This window comes from Pseudomonas sp. FP603, from assembly GCF_030687415.1.
Lineage (GTDB): Bacteria > Pseudomonadota > Gammaproteobacteria > Pseudomonadales > Pseudomonadaceae > Aquipseudomonas > Aquipseudomonas wuhanensis.
Map to the genome: position 1 here is coordinate 6,551,253 of NZ_CP117431.1, position 18,372 is coordinate 6,569,624.

Here is an 18,372-nt window from a genome sequence, read left to right on the forward strand (position 1 = left end):
CTGACGGTGCCGGTCCTTCGCATTGCCTGCCGCGATTTGAAAAGAAATCCATGATTATCGACCTCTACGGATTCGGCCCGGCGCTCGCCGCTGGTGCGCTGATGACTGTGAAACTGGCACTCTCGGCCTTGTGCCTGGGGCTGGTGCTCGGTCTGCTCGGCGCCTTGGCCAAGACTTCCCCGTACAAGCCGCTGCAGTGGCTTGGCGGCACTTATTCCACACTGGTTCGCGGTATCCCGGAATTGCTTTGGGTGCTGTTGATCTACTTCGGCACAGTCAACCTGATGCGTGCCTTGGGCGAGTTTTTCGGCAACCCCGACCTTGAACTCAACGCCTTCGCCGCCGGCGTGATTGCGCTGGGGCTGTGCTTCGGCGCCTACGCCACGGAAGTATTTCGCGGTGCGATTCTGGCGATCCCCAAAGGTCACCGTGAAGCCGGCGTGGCCCTGGGCCTGTCGAAATTCCGCATCTTCACCCGGTTGATCATGCCGCAGATGTGGCGCATCGCCCTTCCTGGCCTGGGCAACCTGTTCATGATCCTGATGAAAGACACCGCACTGGTATCCGTCATCGGCCTGGAAGAAATCATGCGTCACGCGCAAATCGGCGTGACCATATCCAAGCAACCGTTCACCTTCTATATGGTGGCCGCCTTCATGTATCTGGGCCTGACCATTCTGGCTATGACCGGCATGCACTTTATGGAACGACGCGCCGCTCGCGGCTTCGCGAGGAGCACCCAATGAACTGGGAAGTCATTATCAAGTGGCTGCCAAAACTGGCTCAGGGCGCGACGCTGACCCTGGAGCTGGTGGCCATCGCCGTGATCGCCGGGTTGCTGCTGGCGATTCCGCTGGGCATCGCTCGCTCGTCACGACTCTGGTACGTGCGGGCATTCCCCTACGGCTACATATTCTTTTTCCGTGGTACGCCGTTGCTGGTTCAGCTGTTCCTGGTCTACTACGGCCTGGCGCAGTTCGACGCGGTACGTAACAGCTCGATGTGGCCGTACCTGCGCAGTCCGTTCTGGTGCGCCACCGCGACCATGACCCTGCACACCGCGGCCTACATCGCCGAGATCCTGCGCGGTGCGATCCAGGCGATTCCACCGGGTGAGATTGAAGCGGCGCGAGCGCTGGGCATGTCCAAGGCCAAAGCGCTGTTCTACATCATGCTGCCGCGTGCTGCGCGCATCGGCCTGCCGGCGTACAGCAACGAAGTGATCCTGATGCTCAAGGCCAGCGCCCTGGCCAGCACCGTGACCCTGCTGGAACTGACCGGCATGGCCCGCACCATCATTGCCCGCACCTACCTGCCGGTGGAGATTTTCTTCGCCGCGTGCATGTTCTATCTGCTGATGGCTTACGTGCTGGTTCGCGGCTTCAAGCTGCTGGAGCGCTGGTTGCGCGTCGATGCCTGCCAGGGGCGTTGAGTCCTGCGTACTGACGGGCGAGGCTCTGCTCGCCCGTTTCACCGCGCTGGATGCTTTTCTGATCGAGCATCAGGCGCTGTGGAAGCCTCGGCCGTTTACCCATCTGCAACTGCCTTGGGAAGCGTCCTACCCGGAGTTGGCGTTTTGGCTACGCGGGCGATCGCTGGAGGATGCGGAAAGCAGTCATAACCAACCTTGTTTGCTCGACGCGCCGGAGCCGTTTGCTTTATTGGCGGCGATGTCTGCTGAACTGAGCGCGGTGGGTGAATTGCCGGCTCGTGCGCTAGAAGCGGCGGGCCATCGCTTGAATGTGGATGTGCCGGGACGCAAATGGCAGCAAATTGAAGCGTTCGCCGGTCGCCTGCAGTTTGCTCATGCACCGACGCATTGGCTGGATTGGTGCTCGGGCAAGGGCCATTTGGGGCGACGCCTGCTGCAAACCGGTCAACAACTGACGTGCCTGGAATACGACCCGGCGCTGGTCGCCAGCGGCCAGGCACTCAGCCAGCATCATCAATTGCATGCACTGCATGTCGAGCAGGATGTACTCGCGCCTGACGCAGCCTCTTTGTTGAACGCCGCTCACACGCCGGTCGCGCTGCACGCCTGCGGTGATCTGCATGTGCGACTAATTCGGCTCGCCAGCGCTGCCGGTTGCAAACAACTGGCCATTGCGCCCTGCTGCTACAACCGGATCAGTCTGAACACCTATCAGCCGCTTTCCTGTTCGGCTGAGCGCTCCGGCCTACACCTTTCCCTCGATGATCTTGCGCTGCCGATGAGCGAAACCGTCACCGCCGGCGCTCGCGTCCGACGCCAGCGTGACACCTCCATGGCCCGGCGCCTGGCGTTTGACCTGCTGCAACGACAACTGCGCGGCGTCGACGAATACCTGCCAACCCCTTCTCTGCCCAGTGCCTGGCTGGACAAACCTTTCGCCGATTACTGCCGCGATCTGGCTGCACTAAAAGAGTTATCCACAGTTGGCACGCCAAATTGGACCGAACTGGAAGCCGCCGGTTGGCAGCGACTGGCCGAAGTACGCAACCTGGAGTTGCTGCGAGGCCTTTTCCGACGGCCTCTGGAGCTGTGGCTGGTACTCGATCGGGCACTTTTCCTCATTGAGCAGGGTTATGCCGTACGTCTTGGCACCTTCTGCGAATCCCCGCTCACACCGCGCAATTTCCTGCTCCTGGCAGAACGCCCTTAAACAGCCACAGCCTGTGGATAACTCTGTTGATGGAATTATCGTGGATCCAATATCTACGCTGTTCTACGCCTAAAACACTGCTGGTCATTTTTTGTTCACAAAAATAAAAAACCCATAAAACAGGCATTTGCGGACAAATGAGAACGAGTCCACAAAAGTGCAATGAACAAGCAGATTCCGCCAGCCCGTTGTGCATAAGCATTCAATCAAAACGAAATAACCGCCGAATTCTGGACACCACGGGCGGAAAATTGCGCCTGGTAATGTCCCTTGCTATACACGCATACGAGGGCGTCGACAGCGCGGCCATGAACAAGAAAAATATTCGACCGTGACATTCTGCAGAGGCCATCAATTCAGCCACCCCGTCACCAACGCGAAAGCCACCTCCCCGCCGCCCTGCAACGCGCTGAACATGCCGAAGCGTAACTGCGGGCGATGCAAAACAGCCGAGCCTGGCGCACCCTGCTGAAACTCAAGAAAGTACTGCATCGCACCTGACCGAAAGCCTGCGCAAAAATAGTCTGAATTCAGGGGTTTACAGAACCAGCCCAATCGCTATAATCGTCGCCCAACACGCCGGTATAGCTCAGTTGGTAGAGCAACTGACTTGTAATCAGTAGGTCCCGGGTTCGACTCCTGGTGCCGGCACCATACAAAACAAAGCCCTCGCAGCAATGCGAGGGCTTTGTTGTTTCTGGGGTACGCGAAACCCGAATCACGTTCGCGCGTCGCAAGCGCTAAGCACTTAGCTGCTTAATCCAGTCAAGGCCCGCCACGGTAGAACCGGAAGGACGGTATTCACACCCGATCCATCCTGTGTAGCCACGCTGTTCCAGCGCTGCGAACAAGGCAGCAAAGTCGATGCTCCCCGTTCCCGGTTCGTGACGCCCCGGGCAGTCAGCAATTTGCACATGGACGGTCCTGTCATAAAACCGAGCCAGAACATCTGCGGCGTCTCCGGTCAGAAGCTGGGCATGATAAAAATCGAGGATCAGCCCAACACTCGGGAAGGTTTCCAGCACCTGTTGTGCCTTGCTGAAGTCAGACATGTAATAGCCCGGCATCTCCTGCGTACAAATTACTTCGATTAGCGGCCGCAATCCCTGATCCTCGAAGTACTTGACGGCATACTCCAGGTTGCCCCCGAAGATACGCCCTGCGTCATCCTGCGTCGTAACGCCAGACATGATGTGGACATCCGAACACCCCAGCGTCTTTGCATAGCTGGTGGCCTGAAGCAACCCGTTGCGAAACTCTTCTTCCTTGCCCTGCAAGGCAGCGATGCCTTTGGTAACGCCAGCCGGTGCGGCGAACTGGATCAACGGCAGACTGTATTGAGCCAGATGGTCGGCCAGGAGACTGGCATCGAATTCATAGGGCGACGGGAACTCTACCGCTCGAAAACCAGCTGCGGCGGCTGCTTCGATGCGTTGCAGAAAAGGCATTTCATTGAACTGGAAGCCGAGATGAGCATTGAACTTGAGCATTGGGTAAACATCCATCCTGGGAAGAAAATCATCAGCCTGGAGCATCCTTCGCAACTCCAGCACCGCACTATAGGTTGACGTTGTCAGCAAGCTCAAATCATGCGGGTCTTTTTTTCCTCAAAACCATGGCATAAACGATGGTTTCCATTTGGAAAATAAAGTTGTCCCTTTTTCACTTCTCAGAGATCGTTGCTCCCAGCTGCCGCTCCCGCCTGGCGCCCTTTGCCAAGCAAGGGGGCGGCTTCATATGGAACAGGGTGCAATACTTCACCGCCAGGGCACGCGCTAGTAAAGCGTGCACCATACAAAACAAAGCCCTCGCAGCGATGCAAGGGCTTTGTTGTTTCTGGGGTTTAGCGTCGCAGGTCTCAGTGCCCGGCACTCTGCCCGCCATCAACATGCAGAATTTCCCCGGTGACAAAGTTGGCGCTGTCCAGATACACAACAGCCTGAGCAATATCACTGATCTCCCCCATATGCCCAACCGGGTGCAAATTCCCAAGTGCTTCATGAGTTTCCTCTCCGTGCATCGGCGTTTTGATGATGCCAGGGCTAACCGCATTCACCCGAATCCCGCGCTTGGCGTACTCGATGGCCAGGGATTTGGTCGCCGCGTTCAAGCCACCTTTGGTCAACGAAGCCAGTACTGACGGCACACCGTCAATCGCGTGGTCCACCAGGCTGGTGGTGATGTTGACGATGTGGCCTTTGCCCTGCTTTTCCATCTCGGTGATCGCGAGTTGGGTGATGTAGAAGAAACCATTCAAGTTCACCGACAGCACCGCGGCATAGTCTTCAGGGGTGTAATCAGTGAACGGCTTGGCGACGAAGATCCCGGCGTTGTTGACCAAGGTGTCGATGCGGCCAAAACGCGCGATTGCCTCACGAATGACTTGCTGAGCGACTGCCGGGTCGCCGATGTCGCCGGCCACAGTCAGGATGTCCGGGTCGGTGGACGGTTTGATCGAGCGCGATGTAGCGACAACCTTGTAATCGAGATCACGGAAAGCCCTGACCATGCCTGCGCCGAGACCTTGGGATGCTCCAGTAATAACGATGACTTTTTTCGAATTGCTCATGATGAACCTCTACCGATAAATGATGGTTTGAAAAAGTGATTAATCAGGCTTCAACAGGCGCCTGCGCCATTTGTCTCAACATCTGTTCGTAGTACTCGACCGATTGCGAACCGGACACCAGATGACGACCGTTCAGCACCAGGGCCGGAACCGAATTAATGCCGCGCTCGCGGTAAAACACTTCAAGCTCGCGCACTTCCCTGGCGAACGCTCCGGACACCAACACCTCACGCGCACTCGCCGCATCCAAGCCCACTTGCGCCGCCAGTCGAACCAGCGTCTCGCGGTCGTTCGGGTTCTGCCCATTGGTGAAGTAAGCACGCAGCAAGGCTTTCTTGAGTGCGACCTGCCGCCCTTCCTGCAACGCCCACAACAGCAACCGGTGAGCATCGAAGGTGTTGTAGAAGTGGCTGCGTTTCTCCAGATCGAACTTGAACCCGATGGCCTCACCCCGAGCGGTCTGCATCGCTTTGCCGGCGGCAACATCCTCGGCGCTGCGCCCGTATTTGCGCATCAAGTGCGCAACCGCGTTCTCGCCCTCCGCCGGCATGTCCGGGTTCAACTCGAAGGGCTTGTAGGTCAGTTCAACCGAGACTTCACCCGCCACGTTCTCGATCGCTTGCTCCAGCGCCGTCGCACCCAAGGCGCACCACGGGCACACCACATCGGAAACAAAATCGATGGCGACGGAGGCGGTCATGATTGCCCCTCCGCCTCAGCGAGCTGTTTGCGGTACTGGGTGGTGGTGATACCGGCATAGCCCCAGTTATCGGTGTCGACTTCCTCGATCACGATGTGGGTCAGGTCGGGGCGCTTGTTGAGGACGCGCTCCAGGGTTTCAGTGATTTCGGCGATCACCTGAGCTTTCTGCTCTGAGGTAACGCCATCGCGGGTAATGCGTACGCTGACAAAAGGCATGATGAGTCTCCAGTGACCTGCCCTTCGGGATGAGGGGTAGGTGGGTGGAGTTCAATGTAGGGGGTTGGTTTGAGGGGATAAAGGTGGGGGCGGGAACATCATTAGTTACGTGGTGTAATGAGTCCGCCCTCAGGTCAGGTCTTAACCTTTATGCTAAATTATGGCTGGCCAATAATTATGGCGTATCCATAAAAAGAGGTAATTGCATGAGCAGCATTTTTCAGCGCCCTGAACTGGCTGAACAGATGGCAAATCAGCTTCTCAATCCGGGTGTTCTCGATGAAGGTCTGCGCTCAGGTCTGTTTCTGTCCGGCCTGCGCAGGACCGGTAAAACGACATTCCTGAGAAATGACCTCATCCCTGCCCTGGAAGAAGCGGGTGCTCTGGTCATTTACGTCGACTTATGGAGCGACACGCTGGCCAATCCTGCCACCCTCGTGCATGACGCTATCCGTCAACGCCTGGAAGAACTCCAAACGCCCGGCTCCAGCCTGCTTGAAATGCTCAAGCGCGTTAGCGGTGCAGACATTGGCGCAGCCGGATTCAAGTTTGGTTTCAAGCTCGACAGCATTGGCCATGCAGGTGGGCCAACGTTGGCACAGGCGCTGACTGAGGTGGTCGATCAAGCGAAAACCGATTTAGTGCTGATCATCGACGAAGTGCAGCACGCCATCTCCTCTGACGATGGCAATCAACTGCTCCTGGCACTCAAGGCTGCACGTGATGCAATCAATCCGCGCCCGAATACACCGGGCTACTTTCTGTTCATCGGAACGGGATCGCACCGAGCGCAAGTCAGCGAATTGACCGCAAAGCGAAACCAGGCGTTTTCCGGCGCAACGTCAGCGGCGTATCCGGTGCTGAAAGGGGATTACGTTGAGTACCTGCTCAATCGCCTCGCAATGACGGTGAAGAAGGAAAAGTTGCCGTCTCTTGAGGTTGCCATTGAAGCGTTCAACACCCTGGGGAATCGGCCTGAGGAGATGCTCAAGGCGCTGCGACAACTCATGCAGCAAGAAGGTGATCCCGATCTATTTCTCCCGGTAATTGCCAGTACTTTGCGCTCGGCAGCGGCCAGTACTGAGCTTGAGAAAGTGGAGCAGTTAGGCAGCCTGGCTCAGGCTATTTTTAACAAAATCGCATCCACGGAAGGCGACGCTCGGGGGATATTCTCCACCGATGCGGCGGCTGAGTATTCGAAGACTGTAGGTCGTGAGGTACGCGTGGAAGAGATTCAACCGGTGGTGATTGCGCTGGTTGCCGAGAACATCATCATGCGGCGTGGGCATGGGATTTATGCGATTACGGATCAGTTTGTTCAGGAGATTTGGTTGGAAGAACGAGCGTTGATTGATGCTAGTTAGGAATTTGGCTGGGGTGGAAGATGAGGACCCCACGAACGTGGTAGCTCTAACTTTGATTCAGGAGTTTTTGCTAATGTCCGCTATCAATTCGTCCAAAATTTGCGCTACTGCTCCACCGATTCACGCCCACCACCGCCCAAAAAACGGAGGTGTCCAATGATGAACCCCCAAGACCTTAAAACCATCGGCCTCACCCACTTCTCCTTCCACGCCGACGAACCGCTGTTTCGCATCAACGCCGGTGTTCCGGTGATCGAAGCCCTCTCCCACGCCTCTGATCTGCTCCACGTCGCCAAACTGCTTGCGTCAGACGCCGCCATGGTTCGCGATACCGACCGGCATGCCTGGGCGTCGCATTATTTGCAGGATATGAGTAAGGCAATTATCGATGACGTGGTGAAGGTGCTCGACGCACCGGGTAACAATCGCAGCCAGTGACGTCGTCGTAAAAGCCGCACGCATAAAAGAGCCCCGAATCAATCGGGGCTTTTTGCGCTTCGTTGCGCTCACACTTCGCTAACTTCAAACACAAACGAAATCCTGCGACTGCTCGCGCGCCACACATACCGAATGTGCTTCCCCTGCTTCGGAATGGACACGGCCGGCGGCCGAAACGCGGCAACACATTCATGGCCCGGCAAACGAACGCTGTTGTAGAGCAATCCCCACGACATTGTTTCGCGCAGTTGGCGGGCGAAGGCCTGCGATGGCCCGTACGCGGTTGGATCCGGGTCATGAAGGTGAGGATAGTTTTGCCGGATGTCATGCAGCGGTTTGACGATCCGGTTGACGTAAGTACGCATGGTCAACTCAAGGTCCGGTTCGTTGGTCGCGGCGAGGAAGCGTTCCTGGTGATAACTCGTCTCGGCGATGGCGGCAGCCTGGCTGCTGGCGGCGTAGTAGACGCCGAAGGTGCCGTCGGTGAAGCGGCTGGTTTTGCCGATATGGGTGAACGCGGCCATCACGGGCGTGGAGCCGGGGCCGGAGACGCGGTCTTCGGGGCGCACGCGGGCGAGCACGCCGGCTTCTTCCATCAGCCGATCGTTGGTCAGGGCTTCCAACGCGTAGGCGGTGGGCAGGTCTTCGGGGTCGAGCACGTCTTCGAACAACGAGATCGGCGGGAAGCAGCTGTTGACGATCCGGTAAGCCCGCGGCCATTGCGGATCGGCCAGCTCCGGCGCCATCAGCCGCGTACTCCATCGAGGTACCGGCGCACGTCAGCGATGTCGACCACGCGGCCGGCCAGCATGTAGGACAGCGCCGACTGGCCATTGAACGGCGCGGCGGTGTTCGGGCTGCTGACCCAGGTGTAGGCGCGCTCGCGGCTGTTGCTGAAGATGATGCTCAACGCTTTGTGGATACCCATCAAATACGAGATGCGTTCCAGGGTGTCGTGGGGCAGGCGCACGTTGGGCGGCAGGTGCTTGTACTTGTAGAAAGTGGTGTTGCCGACTTTGCCCAAGAGCGTGCGTTGTTGCTCGGCGGTGCAGCCCCAGCGTTCCATTAGATTGAAGAAAAATTTAAGCGCGACTCGACCGGCTTCGGGAGTCTCGAGTTGTTGCTGTGGGCTGAGGGCAATGGTTGAGGCAGGCATGGGATGGCCTCCTTGGATGTGCGATGTCTTGATTTCAGACTAGTACAGATACGAACATATATGAAACTTTAATTCGCAAACGTATCGCCATTTCCCTTCTTCGAAAAGAACTTTCGCGCAGCTTTTTCGCAGCCCGAAAAGACGCCGACACACGGTCAAAGACACTCGTTGACACCCGCCTTACAGGGGCAGACAATTAAATCGAGAGCGCGAAACCGACTGCCTCCAGGTGGCAATAGTCGGCGTAGGAACCCCGTTGATGACTTGGAAATCAGCGCTTGGTGAGACCTCTTCTCCCCTGCTTGAGGGAGCACAATATCAAGCACCTATTCATGAAAGCAGCCTGATCAGGCTGCTTTTTTTTGCCTTGGAAAAGGCTTCGCTGATATCCAAAAAACGCCCACATATCCCCCCATCCGGGCCATTTTTTGACCCCGATCACCTACCACCCACCAAAAACCCCGATCCTGTGTAAGCCTCCAACCATCGGACGCAGAATCATTTCGCTACTAAACTCGGGACAAGCATGCTCAGGTGCAGGATCATAGCCAGCACGCGACCGACGCCCACACCGGGGCGGTCAGGTACACAACAATAGCCAGCCCACTTTAGAGGGCATTACCCAAATGGATAGCAGAACCTTACGTAACCTCATGCGCATTGTGCAGACCGGCTCATTGTCGGCGGCGGCAGAGCGTTCCTGTTTGACCGTGCAGGCATTGGCCGCGCAGTTGAACAAGGTCGAAGAGCAGTTCGGTTTTCGGTTGTTTCGTCGCTCCAACAAGGGGCTGACTCTGACAACGCAGGGCACGGAGCTCACGCCCTACATGGACAAAGTGTTGGTCGCCACGCGGCAACTGGAAGAAAAAGTCGCCGCGCTCAAGGTGCCTGGACAGCGCACGCTCAAGGTTGCACTTAACACCACGCTCTCGGTCGACTTCAACCGGCAAATGATCGGACGCCTCATTGAGGTTTTTCCTGATTATCAACTGGAATTCAGCTACGCCGAGTCGATGGAAAACCTCAGCAAGTTGAAGAATGAGGACTTCGACCTCGCCGTGCTGATCGGGCCGCAGCAGCCGGGGTTACCCAGCATTGCCCTGCCCCATATACAGGTGCAGGTGGTCGGTGCTCATTGCGGTCAGGAAAACGATCCGCTGATGCTGCTCGGCAATAAGTTTCAGGTTCGTCCTGCCGACGATTGTCCGTATTCCCACAGTTTCTTGCGTTTTCTCGACGCTGGTCTTGGTAATTACGAGTCAGGCAAGCGGATGATCTATTCCTGCAGCGAGACCCTGACCCTGTCGCTGATCACGCAAATGGATGGCCTCGGCATGGTTTCCCGTGAGGCGGCCCTGCGTAATGGCTTGGCCATTTTCCCGGGTTTCGAGGATTCCCTCGAAGTGCGGTTGGCGGTCAACAACCCCGAGTTGTCGGGACAGGCTCTGAACGACGTGGTCGCTCTGTCGCTACATGAACGATCCGAGCGCGATGTACGCAGCCGTTCCCACCGCTACGCTGAGAAAGAGGTTTTTGCTGAAATACGCACATAACAACGTCGGAATGGCTGCATAAAATTCCGGGCGATCGAGCTGCACCTGCTGATCCTTGATCAACAGCGGCGTAAGGCTGATTGCAGCGACGATCGCCACCGGCAGGTATTCCAGCGCCCGGGCAACCAGGGGTGGCCAATGGTCAGTGCTCACCTGCAGCGGCAACGCGCGCGGCAGAAAAGTCACGGCCATCATCAGTACGACGACCAGGATCAGGAACGTTTGGTCAGGCATACACCCACCCCGCAGCCCACGAATGTGGCGATGAACACGTTAAAGGGTGAGCTGCCGACCAGGCTCAGGACACCCATGCAGGCGACCGCGGCCAGTGCGGCGATCAGTTTGTTGCGGGTGTTGCACAGCGATACCAGCACGTAGAGCATCATCGCGGTCAGTGCATAGTCGAGCTGGTACTTGATCAGGTGCGCCGCGTACTGCGCGCAGATTGCTCCCAGCAAACCGCCCAGTACCCACGACGTGTGGCAATACAGGTTGAAGCCAATCAGGTAGCGCACATTAACCGGCGTGCCTTTGCCCAGTTTGACGCTGTGGAAGGCGAACGATTCATCGGTCAGCCCACCGGCATAACACCAGCGCTCGAGACGACTGAGCCCCATCGCTTGAAGGGCCTTGGCCATGTAGACCGACATCAGCATGTGCCGCGCATTGATCAGAAACGTGGTGAGGATGATGGTGGTCAGCGACGCGCCGCTGGAAATCAACGCCAGGGCGGCGAACTGCGAGGCACCGGCGTAGACGAACAGGCACATCGCGACCGGCAGCCACACGGGCAACCCGGCATTGACGGCCATCAAACCGAACACAAACGACACCGTGAAATAGCCCGCAACCACTGGGCTGGCTTCAGCGAACGTGCGTGAGGGCTGGGGCTCGACCATCAGCGGCTGGCTGCTGGACGTCTCATTCATAGGTCCCTCTCAAAGGTCGTTTCGCCGCGCGGCTCACAAAAGCCCTGGGCACTCCAAAAACGTTTGCCGGCAAGGTTAGCATCGTCGACGAACAGGAACATCCGCAGCACACCGACCCGTTTCATGTCTGCCGACGCCGCTTCAACCAGACGTTGACCAACGCCCTGGCTGCGATAAACCGGGCTCACCGCCAGGTGATTGATGGTGCCACGGCTGCCGAGCATGCCGCCCAACACCGCGCCAATCACTTCGCCACGGATATCGAGCGCTAGGAACGCAGCGGTGGTTTTTTGCACCAACACACCGCGCAGGCATTTGGCGTCCTGCCATTCACAGAACGACACTTCCTCGAATTGCCGAAAGAAGCGCTCCAGGCGTTGGGCATCCTTGGCCGTCGCGCGCTGCAGCATCACCGGTGCAGGGCACTCGGCGATGTGCAGCATGGGGTCTAGCTGTTCAGCGAACAATGTCGAAAGCGGTCCCGGGCCGCGAGAAGGAAATGGCCAGAATCTGCCGATAGGCCATTTCGTGAGCGTGGGTGTTGCGTGCCGGTGACACGTAGTGACGCATGTCGCGATCGAGGAAGTAGGTGGTGTCGAGGATTTCCAGATAAGTCGTCGCCGCCAGTTGTTCCTCTTGGGCCGAATACAAACGGCTCTCCGCCCCATCCACGTTGTTGCGGCCCCAGAAATGCACACCGCTGAACGGATAACCGTCGCAGTGAATACCTTCCGGGGTAATTTCCAGTTGCTTGCCCGGCTTGATCTCGATGCGGATCTGATGGATCTGGCATTGCCAGATTTCGTCGTGCAACTCCGGCGGCAATACGTGTTTGTACACCTCGAAATCCGCATCGATGAGGCTGCGCATCACCGGCGAATTGATGACTTCATTGGAGAAGTCCTGGAAGTGCCGCTCCAGTCCGCCGACATAGCTGTTGTTGGCCTTCGATTGCACGTAGGCGCGGTGTTCCAGCTGCTTCAAGTCTCGGGTGACCGGGTTGTATTCGAAGTCGCTGTAACGACGGAAACGCATGCCCGCATCGGCTTGGCCGTAATAACTGTCCGGCTCCATGCTTTCCCAACTTTTGGTCAATCTGACGAAGTCGGAAAAATGACCGAAGAGATTGAAGTCGGCTCCCTTGACGTTGACATACTTGTCGCGCCGGAGCGATTCGCCAACTTCTCTGTTCAAAACGATCATTACTAGGTCTCCACTGCATTTAGCGGCTTAATCTAGTAGGTGCTGGATTTGCGGCCCATGAGAAAGAATTTCAGGCATATCAAGCGTTGATTGAAACGCGGTATGAAGTTGCTTTAATTCGACTTTTTACGATCGAAAACAGCCATTTTTCGTATTTTCTTACGGTCACGAGGCGAAAAAAACCCCGAACCAGTCGGGGTTTTTATTGAGTTTGAACAACTCAGCCGATCATCAGAAGATGTTGATCGGGTAATCCACGAACACGCGCAGTTCGTTGCCGCTGACGTTGTACTCGCTGGATTTCTGCGACACACGCAGGATCGAGCTGCGTACCTTCACGCTCAGGTCCTTGGCCGGGCCACTTTGCACGACGTACTTGAACTGGTTGAAGATCTCGCGCTCAGTGCCACCTTCGCTGGTGGAGGTGGTGATGTTGTCACCGCGCACATAGGCAAAGTTGTAGCTCAGGCCCGGAATGCCGAAGGTGCCGAAGTCCAGACCGTAGCCCAACTGCCAGCTGCGTTCGTCTTCGGCGTTGAAGTCGGACCAGTAGGAGTTCGCCAGGTAGATGGTGTTACCGCCGTCGCCGACGCGACCTTGATCCTTTTGGTAGCCGCCGTAGGCGTAGCCCAGGTTGCTGTCGCCGGTGCTGCGTTGGTGAGCGAGGGTGAACGAGTGCGGGCCGGTGGCGAAGGTCGCTGCCAGGCTCCAGATCTTGTTGTCATCGCCGGTGGCGCCGCTTTTGCGGACGTAGGAATCGTCCAGCTTGGTGCGATAGCCATTGAAGTCCAGGGTCAGGGACTGATCCTTGTCGATCGGGAACACGTAGTTGGCGTTCACGTATTGCTTCTTCAGCACGTCTTCGACGTCGGACGCGTACAGCGCAGCCTTGAACTGTTCGGTGAACTGGTAGCTACCGCCCAATACGTTGATCGACTTCAAGCCACCGCTGTCACGACCTTCAGCACTTTTGCGCGATTCGGCGGTGAAGCGACCGGCGTTCAACTCCAGGCCTTTGATCTCCCTGGAGGTGATCAGGGTGCCGGTGTAGCTTTCCGGCAGCAGGCGGGAGTTGTCGTAGTTCAACACCGGCAAGGCCGGCATCTGGTCGCCATAGGTCAGCGTGGTGCTGGAGAGACGGAACTTGACTGCCGCACCGCCCTTGGACAAGTCGTCAGCTGCACTGCCGCTGTCGCCCTGTTTGAAGAAGTCGATACCACCGGCACCGCTGCGGCCCTTGCCGCCATCCAGACGCAGTGCGTACAGACCGAAGGCATCCACACCGACACCGACGGTGCCCTGGGTGAAGCCGGACGAGAAAGTACCGATGGCCGCTTGGCCCCATTCGGCTTTGTCCTCGTTGCCGTCTTTATAGTCACGATTGATATAGGCGTTGCGCAGCAGCACTTTGAGGCTGCTGTCTTCAACAAAACCCTTGGACTCGGCCTGGTCGTTAGCCATGGCCTGTGTAGCGCTCAACATCCCCAGTGCGATCAGGCTGATTCGCTTGTTCAACATGTTATTTTCCTTATTACGGGTTGATACGCGCTGTGCCGAACCACTGAAATGGCGCTATCGCGCTCTTTTTTCACCCAAAAACAAAAAGGCCCGCCCACGAAAATTCGCGGCGGGCCTTTTATTGTTTTGTAAGTCATGGCGGTTAGCCACAGGCGTTGGGCGCATCCTATCTGCGCCTTTAATAAGGTGTCAATTTCATGAATCGTCTGTGAATAGGCGAAAATCGTCTAAGAAATCACTTGTCAGCGATAGCCAATTGCACGGTGTGGCTGTCGACGAATTGTTCGAAATGCGTGACTTTGCCGTCGGCCAGGGTCCACAAGTGAGCGACCCGAGCATTCATCGGGCGGCCGGTGACTTTGTAGATTCCGCTGTAATTGCCGTAGGCAAACACCTTGTCGCCCTGTGCGACGTAGTTCTCGACCTTGAACTGAAAATCTTCCCACTCGGTGGCCAGACGCTTGAAGACGTTTTCGACGATAGCGTCAAAACCGACATAGGTCCCGGCGTACGGAAAACCTGCGGCCTCAGTCCAGCGAGCGTCATCGGCCAGCGCCGCGGCGGTGTTGCGAGCGTTCTCCTGGGAGTTGGCGCCTTCGTAGGTGCTTTTGATCAGGCTCAGGTTATCCATGGTGACTCCAGGTGAATTCAATGGGCGCAGCCGTCGAGGCCACAGGCTTGAAACGCGTGTGAAGACTCTTTTGCCGTAAGTGACTGGCTCAACCAGTGGGCGAAGGCTTGCGGCTTGCCGAGCCACGGGCCGATGTCGACCAGGATGAACTGGCCATCCTGTTCCAGCGCGAAGGTCGGGAAACCCTGACCGCCGACCTTGGCCAAGAGTGCGCGGCTGTCTTTGATATGGCGATCAGTGTCAGCTTCATTAAACGCCTGTTGGAAGGCTTCGGGCTCAAGACCTATTTGTGTGGCGAGTTCCAGCAGCACGGTGTTATCAGCAATGCGTCGACCTTCCACGTAATGAGCCGCCTGCAGACGCCCCAGCAATTCAAGACCGCGCTCTGCGATCTGCTCGGCTGCCAGCACGGCGGCAATCGGCGGCGCGGAATCGAACACCGCCGTCTCATCGCGCAGCAGACCCTCAAAATACGCCTCACCAAACGGCTGACCGGTGTACTCGGCGATGCGTCGGTCATGGGGCATGACGTAATTGCGCAGTTGTGGCGAAACGGTCTGGCGGTTGGCGCCGGTCATCATGCCGCCACCGTGGGCGATCACTGGCAATACGGCTTGGGCAGCCTGGACCAATGGTTTGGCGCCGTAACACCAGCCGCACAAAGGGTCGTAAATGTAGTGAAGGATCATGGGAAGACTCCGGCAACAAAGTAGGAAAACTCAATGTCGGCAGATTAATCCCCAGACAGTTTCGGAAAAACGCTGGAATGGTTTTCAGTCTGTTTCATGAATCGGTCGAATACACCTCCAATACTTTCGTATCAATCACGACACAACTTGAAACAATCAAACGCAGGAACCGTTCAAGAATAATTAACGGAAGCAAATAACAAGCATTACCATTCGCGCCCTCGAATTTCTCTACCCTTCCGGATGCGCTTCAGATGCCTGCCCCCTTCCGCCTTACGCCCGTCACCCTTGGGCTTTCTGCTTTCCTGTCTGCGGGTTTTACCTGCGCCGCCACAACCGTTTTACCCGAGACCTCGATCAGCGCCGAAGCACAAGCTGACGATCCACGCGTAAAGGAAACCAGCACTGCCACTCGCACGGCTACACCGGTGCGTTACGTGCCGCAGGCCATCGATTCGGTAAAAACAGCGAACGTCGTAGATTACGGCACCAACGATCTGGGCACGGCACTCAGCGGCATTCCCAACGTCAGCAGTGGCGCCGATACCCGCTTCGACAGCCTGCGCATCCGTGGTTTCGACGCCAGCAACGACTTCTACCTCGACGGCATTCGTGACGACAGTCAGTACGTGCGCGACTTGCACAACATCGAACGCATCGAAGTCCTTAAAGGCCCCGCCGCTGTGTTGTATGGCCGTGGCAGCCAGGGCGGGATCGTCAACCGGGTCAGCAAGCTTCCGGAGTTCGGCCGCCGTTCGACCCTTGAAGCCCAAGGCGGCAGCGACGATCTGCGCAGCCTGTATGCCGACCTCAGCACCGACCCGAGCGAGAACATCAGCCTGCGCCTGAACATGGGCAACATGGACCAGAACAGCTTTCGCGATGGCGTCAGTGGCAATCGCCAACTGTTCGCGCCGTCCATGAGCTGGCAACTGACGCCCGACCTCAATTGGCTGGTGCAGTACGAATACAGCCGCTACAACCGTACGCCGGATCGCGGCATTCCCGGGGTCAACGGGCGCCCGGCGGACGTAGGACGGGACACGACCTACGGCAGCGAGCACGATTTCATCGACGACAAATCACAATCCCTGCGTTCGAAACTCAGCTATGAACTCAGCGACAACTGGCAGCTGCGTCATACCCTGGGTGTGTTCAAGCTCAACAGCGATTTCGACAACACCTACCTGACCGGTTATACCCCCGCGACCAACAAGGTCACACGCCAGCACTGGCAGCAGGACCTCACCACCCGCAACGTCTATAACAACGTCGAACTGGAAGGCGGCTTCGACACCTTCGGCCTGGAGCATCGCCTGCTGACCGGCATCGAGATCGGCAGCCAGCGTCGCGATCCGACGTTGTATAACGCAGCAACCTCCGGGCGCGGTAGTTCGCCGGTACCGGCGCTGGATCTGTACAACCCAAATCGCGACTTGCGCCATACCGGACGCATGCAGGTGTCGAGCAGCACCCACACCGAAGTCGAAAGCCGTGCGGTGTACGTGCAAGATCAACTGCGTCTGAATGATCAATGGCAGCTGCTCGCCGGTTTGCGCTATGACACCTTTGATATCGAGTCGACCAACAAGCTGCGGGGCATTTCCGAAGATCGTGACAGCCACAGCACCAGCCCACGGGTAGGCGTGGTCTGGACGCCGCTGCAGAATCATTCCTTCTACGCGTCCTGGACCAAGACCTTTTCCCCGGTCGGTGGCGGCTTGATCGGCATCACCCCAGGCGCGGCCGGCAACAGCAACGACCTGAGCCCCGAGCTGACCAAGCAGAAGGAGATCGGCGTGAAGAGCGACTGGCTCGACGATCGCCTGAGCACTACGCTGGCGATCTATGAGCTGGAACTTTACAACCGTCGCACCAGCGACCCGAACGATCCGACCGTGACCCTGCTCACCGGCGTGCAACGTTCCCGCGGAATCGAGCTGACCGGTACCGGCAAGATCGCTGGCAACTGGTACGTGCGCGGTGGCGTGGGCGTGCAGGACGCAACGGTCGAGAAGGACAACAACGGCTTCGAAGGCAAACGCATCAGCAACGTCGCCAAACACAACGGCAGCCTGTTCCTGACCTGGAAACCGGAAATGGGCTGGTACGCCGAAACCGGTTTGACCCTGGTGGGTCAACGTTACGCCGACAACCTCAACACCACCGTGCTGCCAGGCTATGGCCGTTGGGATGCATTGGCCGGGTTCCGGCAGAAAGATTGGGATTTGCGAGCGGCACTGAACAATATCACCGATCGCGAGTATTTCTCCTCGGCCACCAGTGCGGCACAGATTCAACCAGGCGCACCACGGAGCCTGGTGGTGACCGGGACTTACAGCTTCTAAAGCTACCACCGGTTGATCGTTCCCACGCTCTGCGTGGGAATGCAGCCAGGGACGCTCTGCGTCCCCTATGGACGCGGAGCGTCCGGTGAGGCATTCCCACGCAGAGCGTGGGAACGATCAACCATAAAGACCTTCACCCATAAAAAAGCGCCGCCTTCCCGGCAGCGCTTTTATCAATCCGTTGTTTTTCTTCTTATCCTTCCATCACATCCCACAGTGCTTCCAGTTCCGCCTCGCTGAATAAACCAGCGGGGTAGCGCTCGATCATCGTCCGGCGCGGATCAGGTTCCCTGATCTGACGCGTTCCATTGGACTTCAACCACTGCGCCAAGACCTGGAGCGACTCGCTGTTAACTGCCAGGGGATGCAGTGCCCGCTCGCTCACGACGTTCATTTCGGCGTTCATCTCAGCGC

General features: G+C 57.5%; 22 protein-coding genes and 1 tRNA gene. 9 read left to right on the plus strand and 14 right to left on the minus strand.

What is annotated here, in order from left to right; translation table 11 throughout:
• The first annotated feature begins 50 nt into the window (after positions 1–50).
• The 4 genes from PSH65_RS30180 (at position 51) to PSH65_RS30195 (ending at position 3,296) form a co-directional block, all read left to right on the plus strand.
• Positions 51–746 carry an ABC transporter permease gene (locus tag PSH65_RS30180; protein ID WP_305424152.1) on the plus strand — a complete coding sequence of 232 codons (696 nt, stop codon included), beginning with the start codon at positions 51–53 and terminating at the stop codon, positions 744–746.
• Complete coding sequence (locus tag PSH65_RS30185; RefSeq protein WP_305424154.1) at positions 743–1,432, plus strand: ABC transporter permease; 690 nt, start codon at positions 743–745, stop codon at positions 1,430–1,432. The genes PSH65_RS30180 and PSH65_RS30185 overlap by 4 nt, the downstream gene beginning before the upstream one ends.
• The gene (locus PSH65_RS30190) at positions 1,413–2,642 is read left to right on the plus strand and encodes a methyltransferase (RefSeq protein WP_305424156.1); all 1,230 of its coding nucleotides are present in this window, start codon (positions 1,413–1,415) and stop codon (positions 2,640–2,642) included. The genes PSH65_RS30185 and PSH65_RS30190 overlap by 20 nt, the downstream gene beginning before the upstream one ends.
• Before the next feature lie 578 nt (positions 2,643–3,220).
• Positions 3,221–3,296 (plus strand) — tRNA-Thr (locus tag PSH65_RS30195).
• Between the two features lie 86 nt (positions 3,297–3,382).
• On the opposite strand, the gene PSH65_RS30200 is transcribed toward PSH65_RS30195, so the two are convergent.
• The 4 genes from PSH65_RS30200 to PSH65_RS30215 all read right to left on the minus strand — a co-directional run bounded on the left by PSH65_RS30200 (position 3,383) and on the right by PSH65_RS30215 (position 6,129).
• Complete coding sequence (locus PSH65_RS30200) at positions 3,383–4,132, minus strand: hydroxypyruvate isomerase family protein (RefSeq protein ID WP_305427068.1); 750 nt, start codon at positions 4,130–4,132, stop codon at positions 3,383–3,385.
• Between the two features lie 368 nt (positions 4,133–4,500).
• On the minus strand, positions 4,501–5,211 hold the full coding sequence (locus tag PSH65_RS30205; protein WP_305424158.1) for an SDR family NAD(P)-dependent oxidoreductase: 711 nt from the start codon (positions 5,209–5,211) through the stop codon (positions 4,501–4,503).
• A 43-nt stretch (positions 5,212–5,254) separates the two neighbouring features.
• Positions 5,255–5,911 carry a DsbA family oxidoreductase gene (locus PSH65_RS30210; RefSeq protein ID WP_305424159.1) on the minus strand — a complete coding sequence of 219 codons (657 nt, stop codon included), beginning with the start codon at positions 5,909–5,911 and terminating at the stop codon, positions 5,255–5,257.
• Positions 5,908–6,129, minus strand: a complete 222-nt coding sequence (locus tag PSH65_RS30215) for a 4-oxalocrotonate tautomerase family protein (RefSeq protein WP_007939483.1) — start codon at positions 6,127–6,129, stop codon at positions 5,908–5,910. Before PSH65_RS30215 ends, PSH65_RS30210 begins: the two co-directional genes overlap by 4 nt.
• A gap of 206 nt (positions 6,130–6,335) precedes the next feature.
• On the opposite strand from PSH65_RS30215, the gene PSH65_RS30220 reads away from it, so the two are divergent.
• On the plus strand, positions 6,336–7,493 hold the full coding sequence (locus PSH65_RS30220; RefSeq protein ID WP_305424161.1) for an AAA family ATPase: 1,158 nt from the start codon (positions 6,336–6,338) through the stop codon (positions 7,491–7,493).
• 156 nt (positions 7,494–7,649) lie between these two features.
• Entirely contained in the window at positions 7,650–7,931 is a 282-nt protein-coding gene (locus PSH65_RS30225) for a DUF3077 domain-containing protein (protein WP_305424162.1), read from the plus strand.
• Between the two features lie 68 nt (positions 7,932–7,999).
• Here PSH65_RS30225 and PSH65_RS30230 read toward each other — a convergent pair whose 3' ends face one another.
• Positions 8,000–8,677, minus strand: coding sequence for an RES family NAD+ phosphorylase (locus PSH65_RS30230; RefSeq protein WP_305424163.1), 678 nt, complete (start codon positions 8,675–8,677; stop codon positions 8,000–8,002).
• Positions 8,677–9,087 carry an MbcA/ParS/Xre antitoxin family protein gene (locus tag PSH65_RS30235; protein ID WP_305424164.1) on the minus strand — a complete coding sequence of 137 codons (411 nt, stop codon included), beginning with the start codon at positions 9,085–9,087 and terminating at the stop codon, positions 8,677–8,679. Before PSH65_RS30235 ends, PSH65_RS30230 begins: the two co-directional genes overlap by 1 nt.
• 259 nt (positions 9,088–9,346) lie before the next feature.
• Between PSH65_RS30235 and PSH65_RS30240 the strand changes: the two genes are divergently transcribed.
• Positions 9,347–9,562, plus strand: coding sequence for a hypothetical protein (locus tag PSH65_RS30240; protein WP_305424165.1), 216 nt, complete (start codon positions 9,347–9,349; stop codon positions 9,560–9,562).
• A 151-nt stretch (positions 9,563–9,713) separates the two neighbouring features.
• A complete protein-coding gene (locus PSH65_RS30245; protein WP_305424166.1) occupies positions 9,714–10,640 on the plus strand; it encodes a LysR family transcriptional regulator in 927 nt (308 codons plus the stop codon).
• Here the strand turns inward: PSH65_RS30245 and PSH65_RS30250 are convergent.
• The 7 genes from PSH65_RS30250 to PSH65_RS30280 form a co-directional block, all read right to left on the minus strand.
• On the minus strand, positions 10,557–10,874 hold the full coding sequence (locus PSH65_RS30250; RefSeq protein WP_038978526.1) for an AzlD domain-containing protein: 318 nt from the start codon (positions 10,872–10,874) through the stop codon (positions 10,557–10,559). The two genes, PSH65_RS30245 and PSH65_RS30250, sit on opposite strands and share 84 nt — an antisense overlap.
• Positions 10,853–11,569 carry an AzlC family ABC transporter permease gene (locus tag PSH65_RS30255; RefSeq protein WP_305424169.1) on the minus strand — a complete coding sequence of 239 codons (717 nt, stop codon included), beginning with the start codon at positions 11,567–11,569 and terminating at the stop codon, positions 10,853–10,855. The genes PSH65_RS30250 and PSH65_RS30255 overlap by 22 nt, the downstream gene beginning before the upstream one ends.
• The gene (locus PSH65_RS30260; protein WP_305427069.1) at positions 11,566–11,979 is read right to left on the minus strand and encodes a GNAT family N-acetyltransferase; all 414 of its coding nucleotides are present in this window, start codon (positions 11,977–11,979) and stop codon (positions 11,566–11,568) included. The genes PSH65_RS30255 and PSH65_RS30260 overlap by 4 nt, the downstream gene beginning before the upstream one ends.
• A gap of 46 nt (positions 11,980–12,025) precedes the next feature.
• Positions 12,026–12,772, minus strand: a complete 747-nt coding sequence (locus PSH65_RS30265; RefSeq protein ID WP_305424171.1) for a 2OG-Fe dioxygenase family protein — start codon at positions 12,770–12,772, stop codon at positions 12,026–12,028.
• 231 nt (positions 12,773–13,003) lie between these two features.
• Positions 13,004–14,290 carry an OprD family porin gene (locus tag PSH65_RS30270; protein ID WP_305424173.1) on the minus strand — a complete coding sequence of 429 codons (1,287 nt, stop codon included), beginning with the start codon at positions 14,288–14,290 and terminating at the stop codon, positions 13,004–13,006.
• 235 nt (positions 14,291–14,525) lie between these two features.
• The gene (locus PSH65_RS30275) at positions 14,526–14,921 is read right to left on the minus strand and encodes a nuclear transport factor 2 family protein (protein WP_305424174.1); all 396 of its coding nucleotides are present in this window, start codon (positions 14,919–14,921) and stop codon (positions 14,526–14,528) included.
• A gap of 17 nt (positions 14,922–14,938) precedes the next feature.
• Positions 14,939–15,610: a DsbA family protein gene (locus PSH65_RS30280; protein ID WP_305424175.1), complete on the minus strand. Its 672-nt coding sequence runs from the start codon at positions 15,608–15,610 to the stop codon at positions 14,939–14,941.
• 254 nt (positions 15,611–15,864) lie between these two features.
• Between PSH65_RS30280 and PSH65_RS30285 the strand changes: the two genes are divergently transcribed.
• Entirely contained in the window at positions 15,865–17,958 is a 2,094-nt protein-coding gene (locus PSH65_RS30285) for a TonB-dependent siderophore receptor (protein WP_305424177.1), read from the plus strand.
• Between the two features lie 193 nt (positions 17,959–18,151).
• Here the strand turns inward: PSH65_RS30285 and PSH65_RS30290 are convergent, their stop codons facing one another.
• Positions 18,152–18,364 (minus strand): hypothetical protein, encoded by a 213-nt coding sequence (locus tag PSH65_RS30290; RefSeq protein WP_305424179.1) that lies wholly within the window; start codon positions 18,362–18,364, stop codon positions 18,152–18,154.
• Positions 18,365–18,372: the final 8 nt, after the last annotated feature.

Bases quoted from the DNA above. Each gene is read 5' to 3' on its own strand.
- PSH65_RS30220 (WP_305424161.1), top strand. From the start codon at position 6,336: ATGAGCAGCATTTTTCAGCGCCCTGAACTGGCTGAACAGATGGCAAAT.
- PSH65_RS30230 (WP_305424163.1), bottom strand. From the start codon at position 8,677: ATGGCGCCGGAGCTGGCCGATCCGCAATGGCCGCGGGCTTACCGGATC.
- PSH65_RS30280 (WP_305424175.1), bottom strand. From the start codon at position 15,610: ATGATCCTTCACTACATTTACGACCCTTTGTGCGGCTGGTGTTACGGC.
- PSH65_RS30205 (WP_305424158.1), bottom strand. From the start codon at position 5,211: ATGAGCAATTCGAAAAAAGTCATCGTTATTACTGGAGCATCCCAAGGT.
- PSH65_RS30245 (WP_305424166.1), top strand. From the start codon at position 9,714: ATGGATAGCAGAACCTTACGTAACCTCATGCGCATTGTGCAGACCGGC.
- PSH65_RS30180 (WP_305424152.1), top strand. From the start codon at position 51: ATGATTATCGACCTCTACGGATTCGGCCCGGCGCTCGCCGCTGGTGCG.
- PSH65_RS30255 (WP_305424169.1), bottom strand. From the start codon at position 11,569: ATGAATGAGACGTCCAGCAGCCAGCCGCTGATGGTCGAGCCCCAGCCC.
- PSH65_RS30270 (WP_305424173.1), bottom strand. From the start codon at position 14,290: ATGTTGAACAAGCGAATCAGCCTGATCGCACTGGGGATGTTGAGCGCT.
- PSH65_RS30265 (WP_305424171.1), bottom strand. From the start codon at position 12,772: ATGATCGTTTTGAACAGAGAAGTTGGCGAATCGCTCCGGCGCGACAAG.
- PSH65_RS30290 (WP_305424179.1), bottom strand. From the start codon at position 18,364: ATGAACGCCGAAATGAACGTCGTGAGCGAGCGGGCACTGCATCCCCTG.
- PSH65_RS30215 (WP_007939483.1), bottom strand. From the start codon at position 6,129: ATGCCTTTTGTCAGCGTACGCATTACCCGCGATGGCGTTACCTCAGAG.
- PSH65_RS30250 (WP_038978526.1), bottom strand. From the start codon at position 10,874: ATGCCTGACCAAACGTTCCTGATCCTGGTCGTCGTACTGATGATGGCC.
- PSH65_RS30190 (WP_305424156.1), top strand. From the start codon at position 1,413: ATGCCTGCCAGGGGCGTTGAGTCCTGCGTACTGACGGGCGAGGCTCTG.
- PSH65_RS30225 (WP_305424162.1), top strand. From the start codon at position 7,650: ATGATGAACCCCCAAGACCTTAAAACCATCGGCCTCACCCACTTCTCC.
- PSH65_RS30275 (WP_305424174.1), bottom strand. From the start codon at position 14,921: ATGGATAACCTGAGCCTGATCAAAAGCACCTACGAAGGCGCCAACTCC.
- PSH65_RS30260 (WP_305427069.1), bottom strand. From the start codon at position 11,979: ATGCTGCAGCGCGCGACGGCCAAGGATGCCCAACGCCTGGAGCGCTTC.
- PSH65_RS30210 (WP_305424159.1), bottom strand. From the start codon at position 5,911: ATGACCGCCTCCGTCGCCATCGATTTTGTTTCCGATGTGGTGTGCCCG.
- PSH65_RS30240 (WP_305424165.1), top strand. From the start codon at position 9,347: ATGACTTGGAAATCAGCGCTTGGTGAGACCTCTTCTCCCCTGCTTGAG.
- PSH65_RS30185 (WP_305424154.1), top strand. From the start codon at position 743: ATGAACTGGGAAGTCATTATCAAGTGGCTGCCAAAACTGGCTCAGGGC.
- PSH65_RS30285 (WP_305424177.1), top strand. From the start codon at position 15,865: ATGCCTGCCCCCTTCCGCCTTACGCCCGTCACCCTTGGGCTTTCTGCT.
- PSH65_RS30200 (WP_305427068.1), bottom strand. From the start codon at position 4,132: ATGCTCAAGTTCAATGCTCATCTCGGCTTCCAGTTCAATGAAATGCCT.
- PSH65_RS30235 (WP_305424164.1), bottom strand. From the start codon at position 9,087: ATGCCTGCCTCAACCATTGCCCTCAGCCCACAGCAACAACTCGAGACT.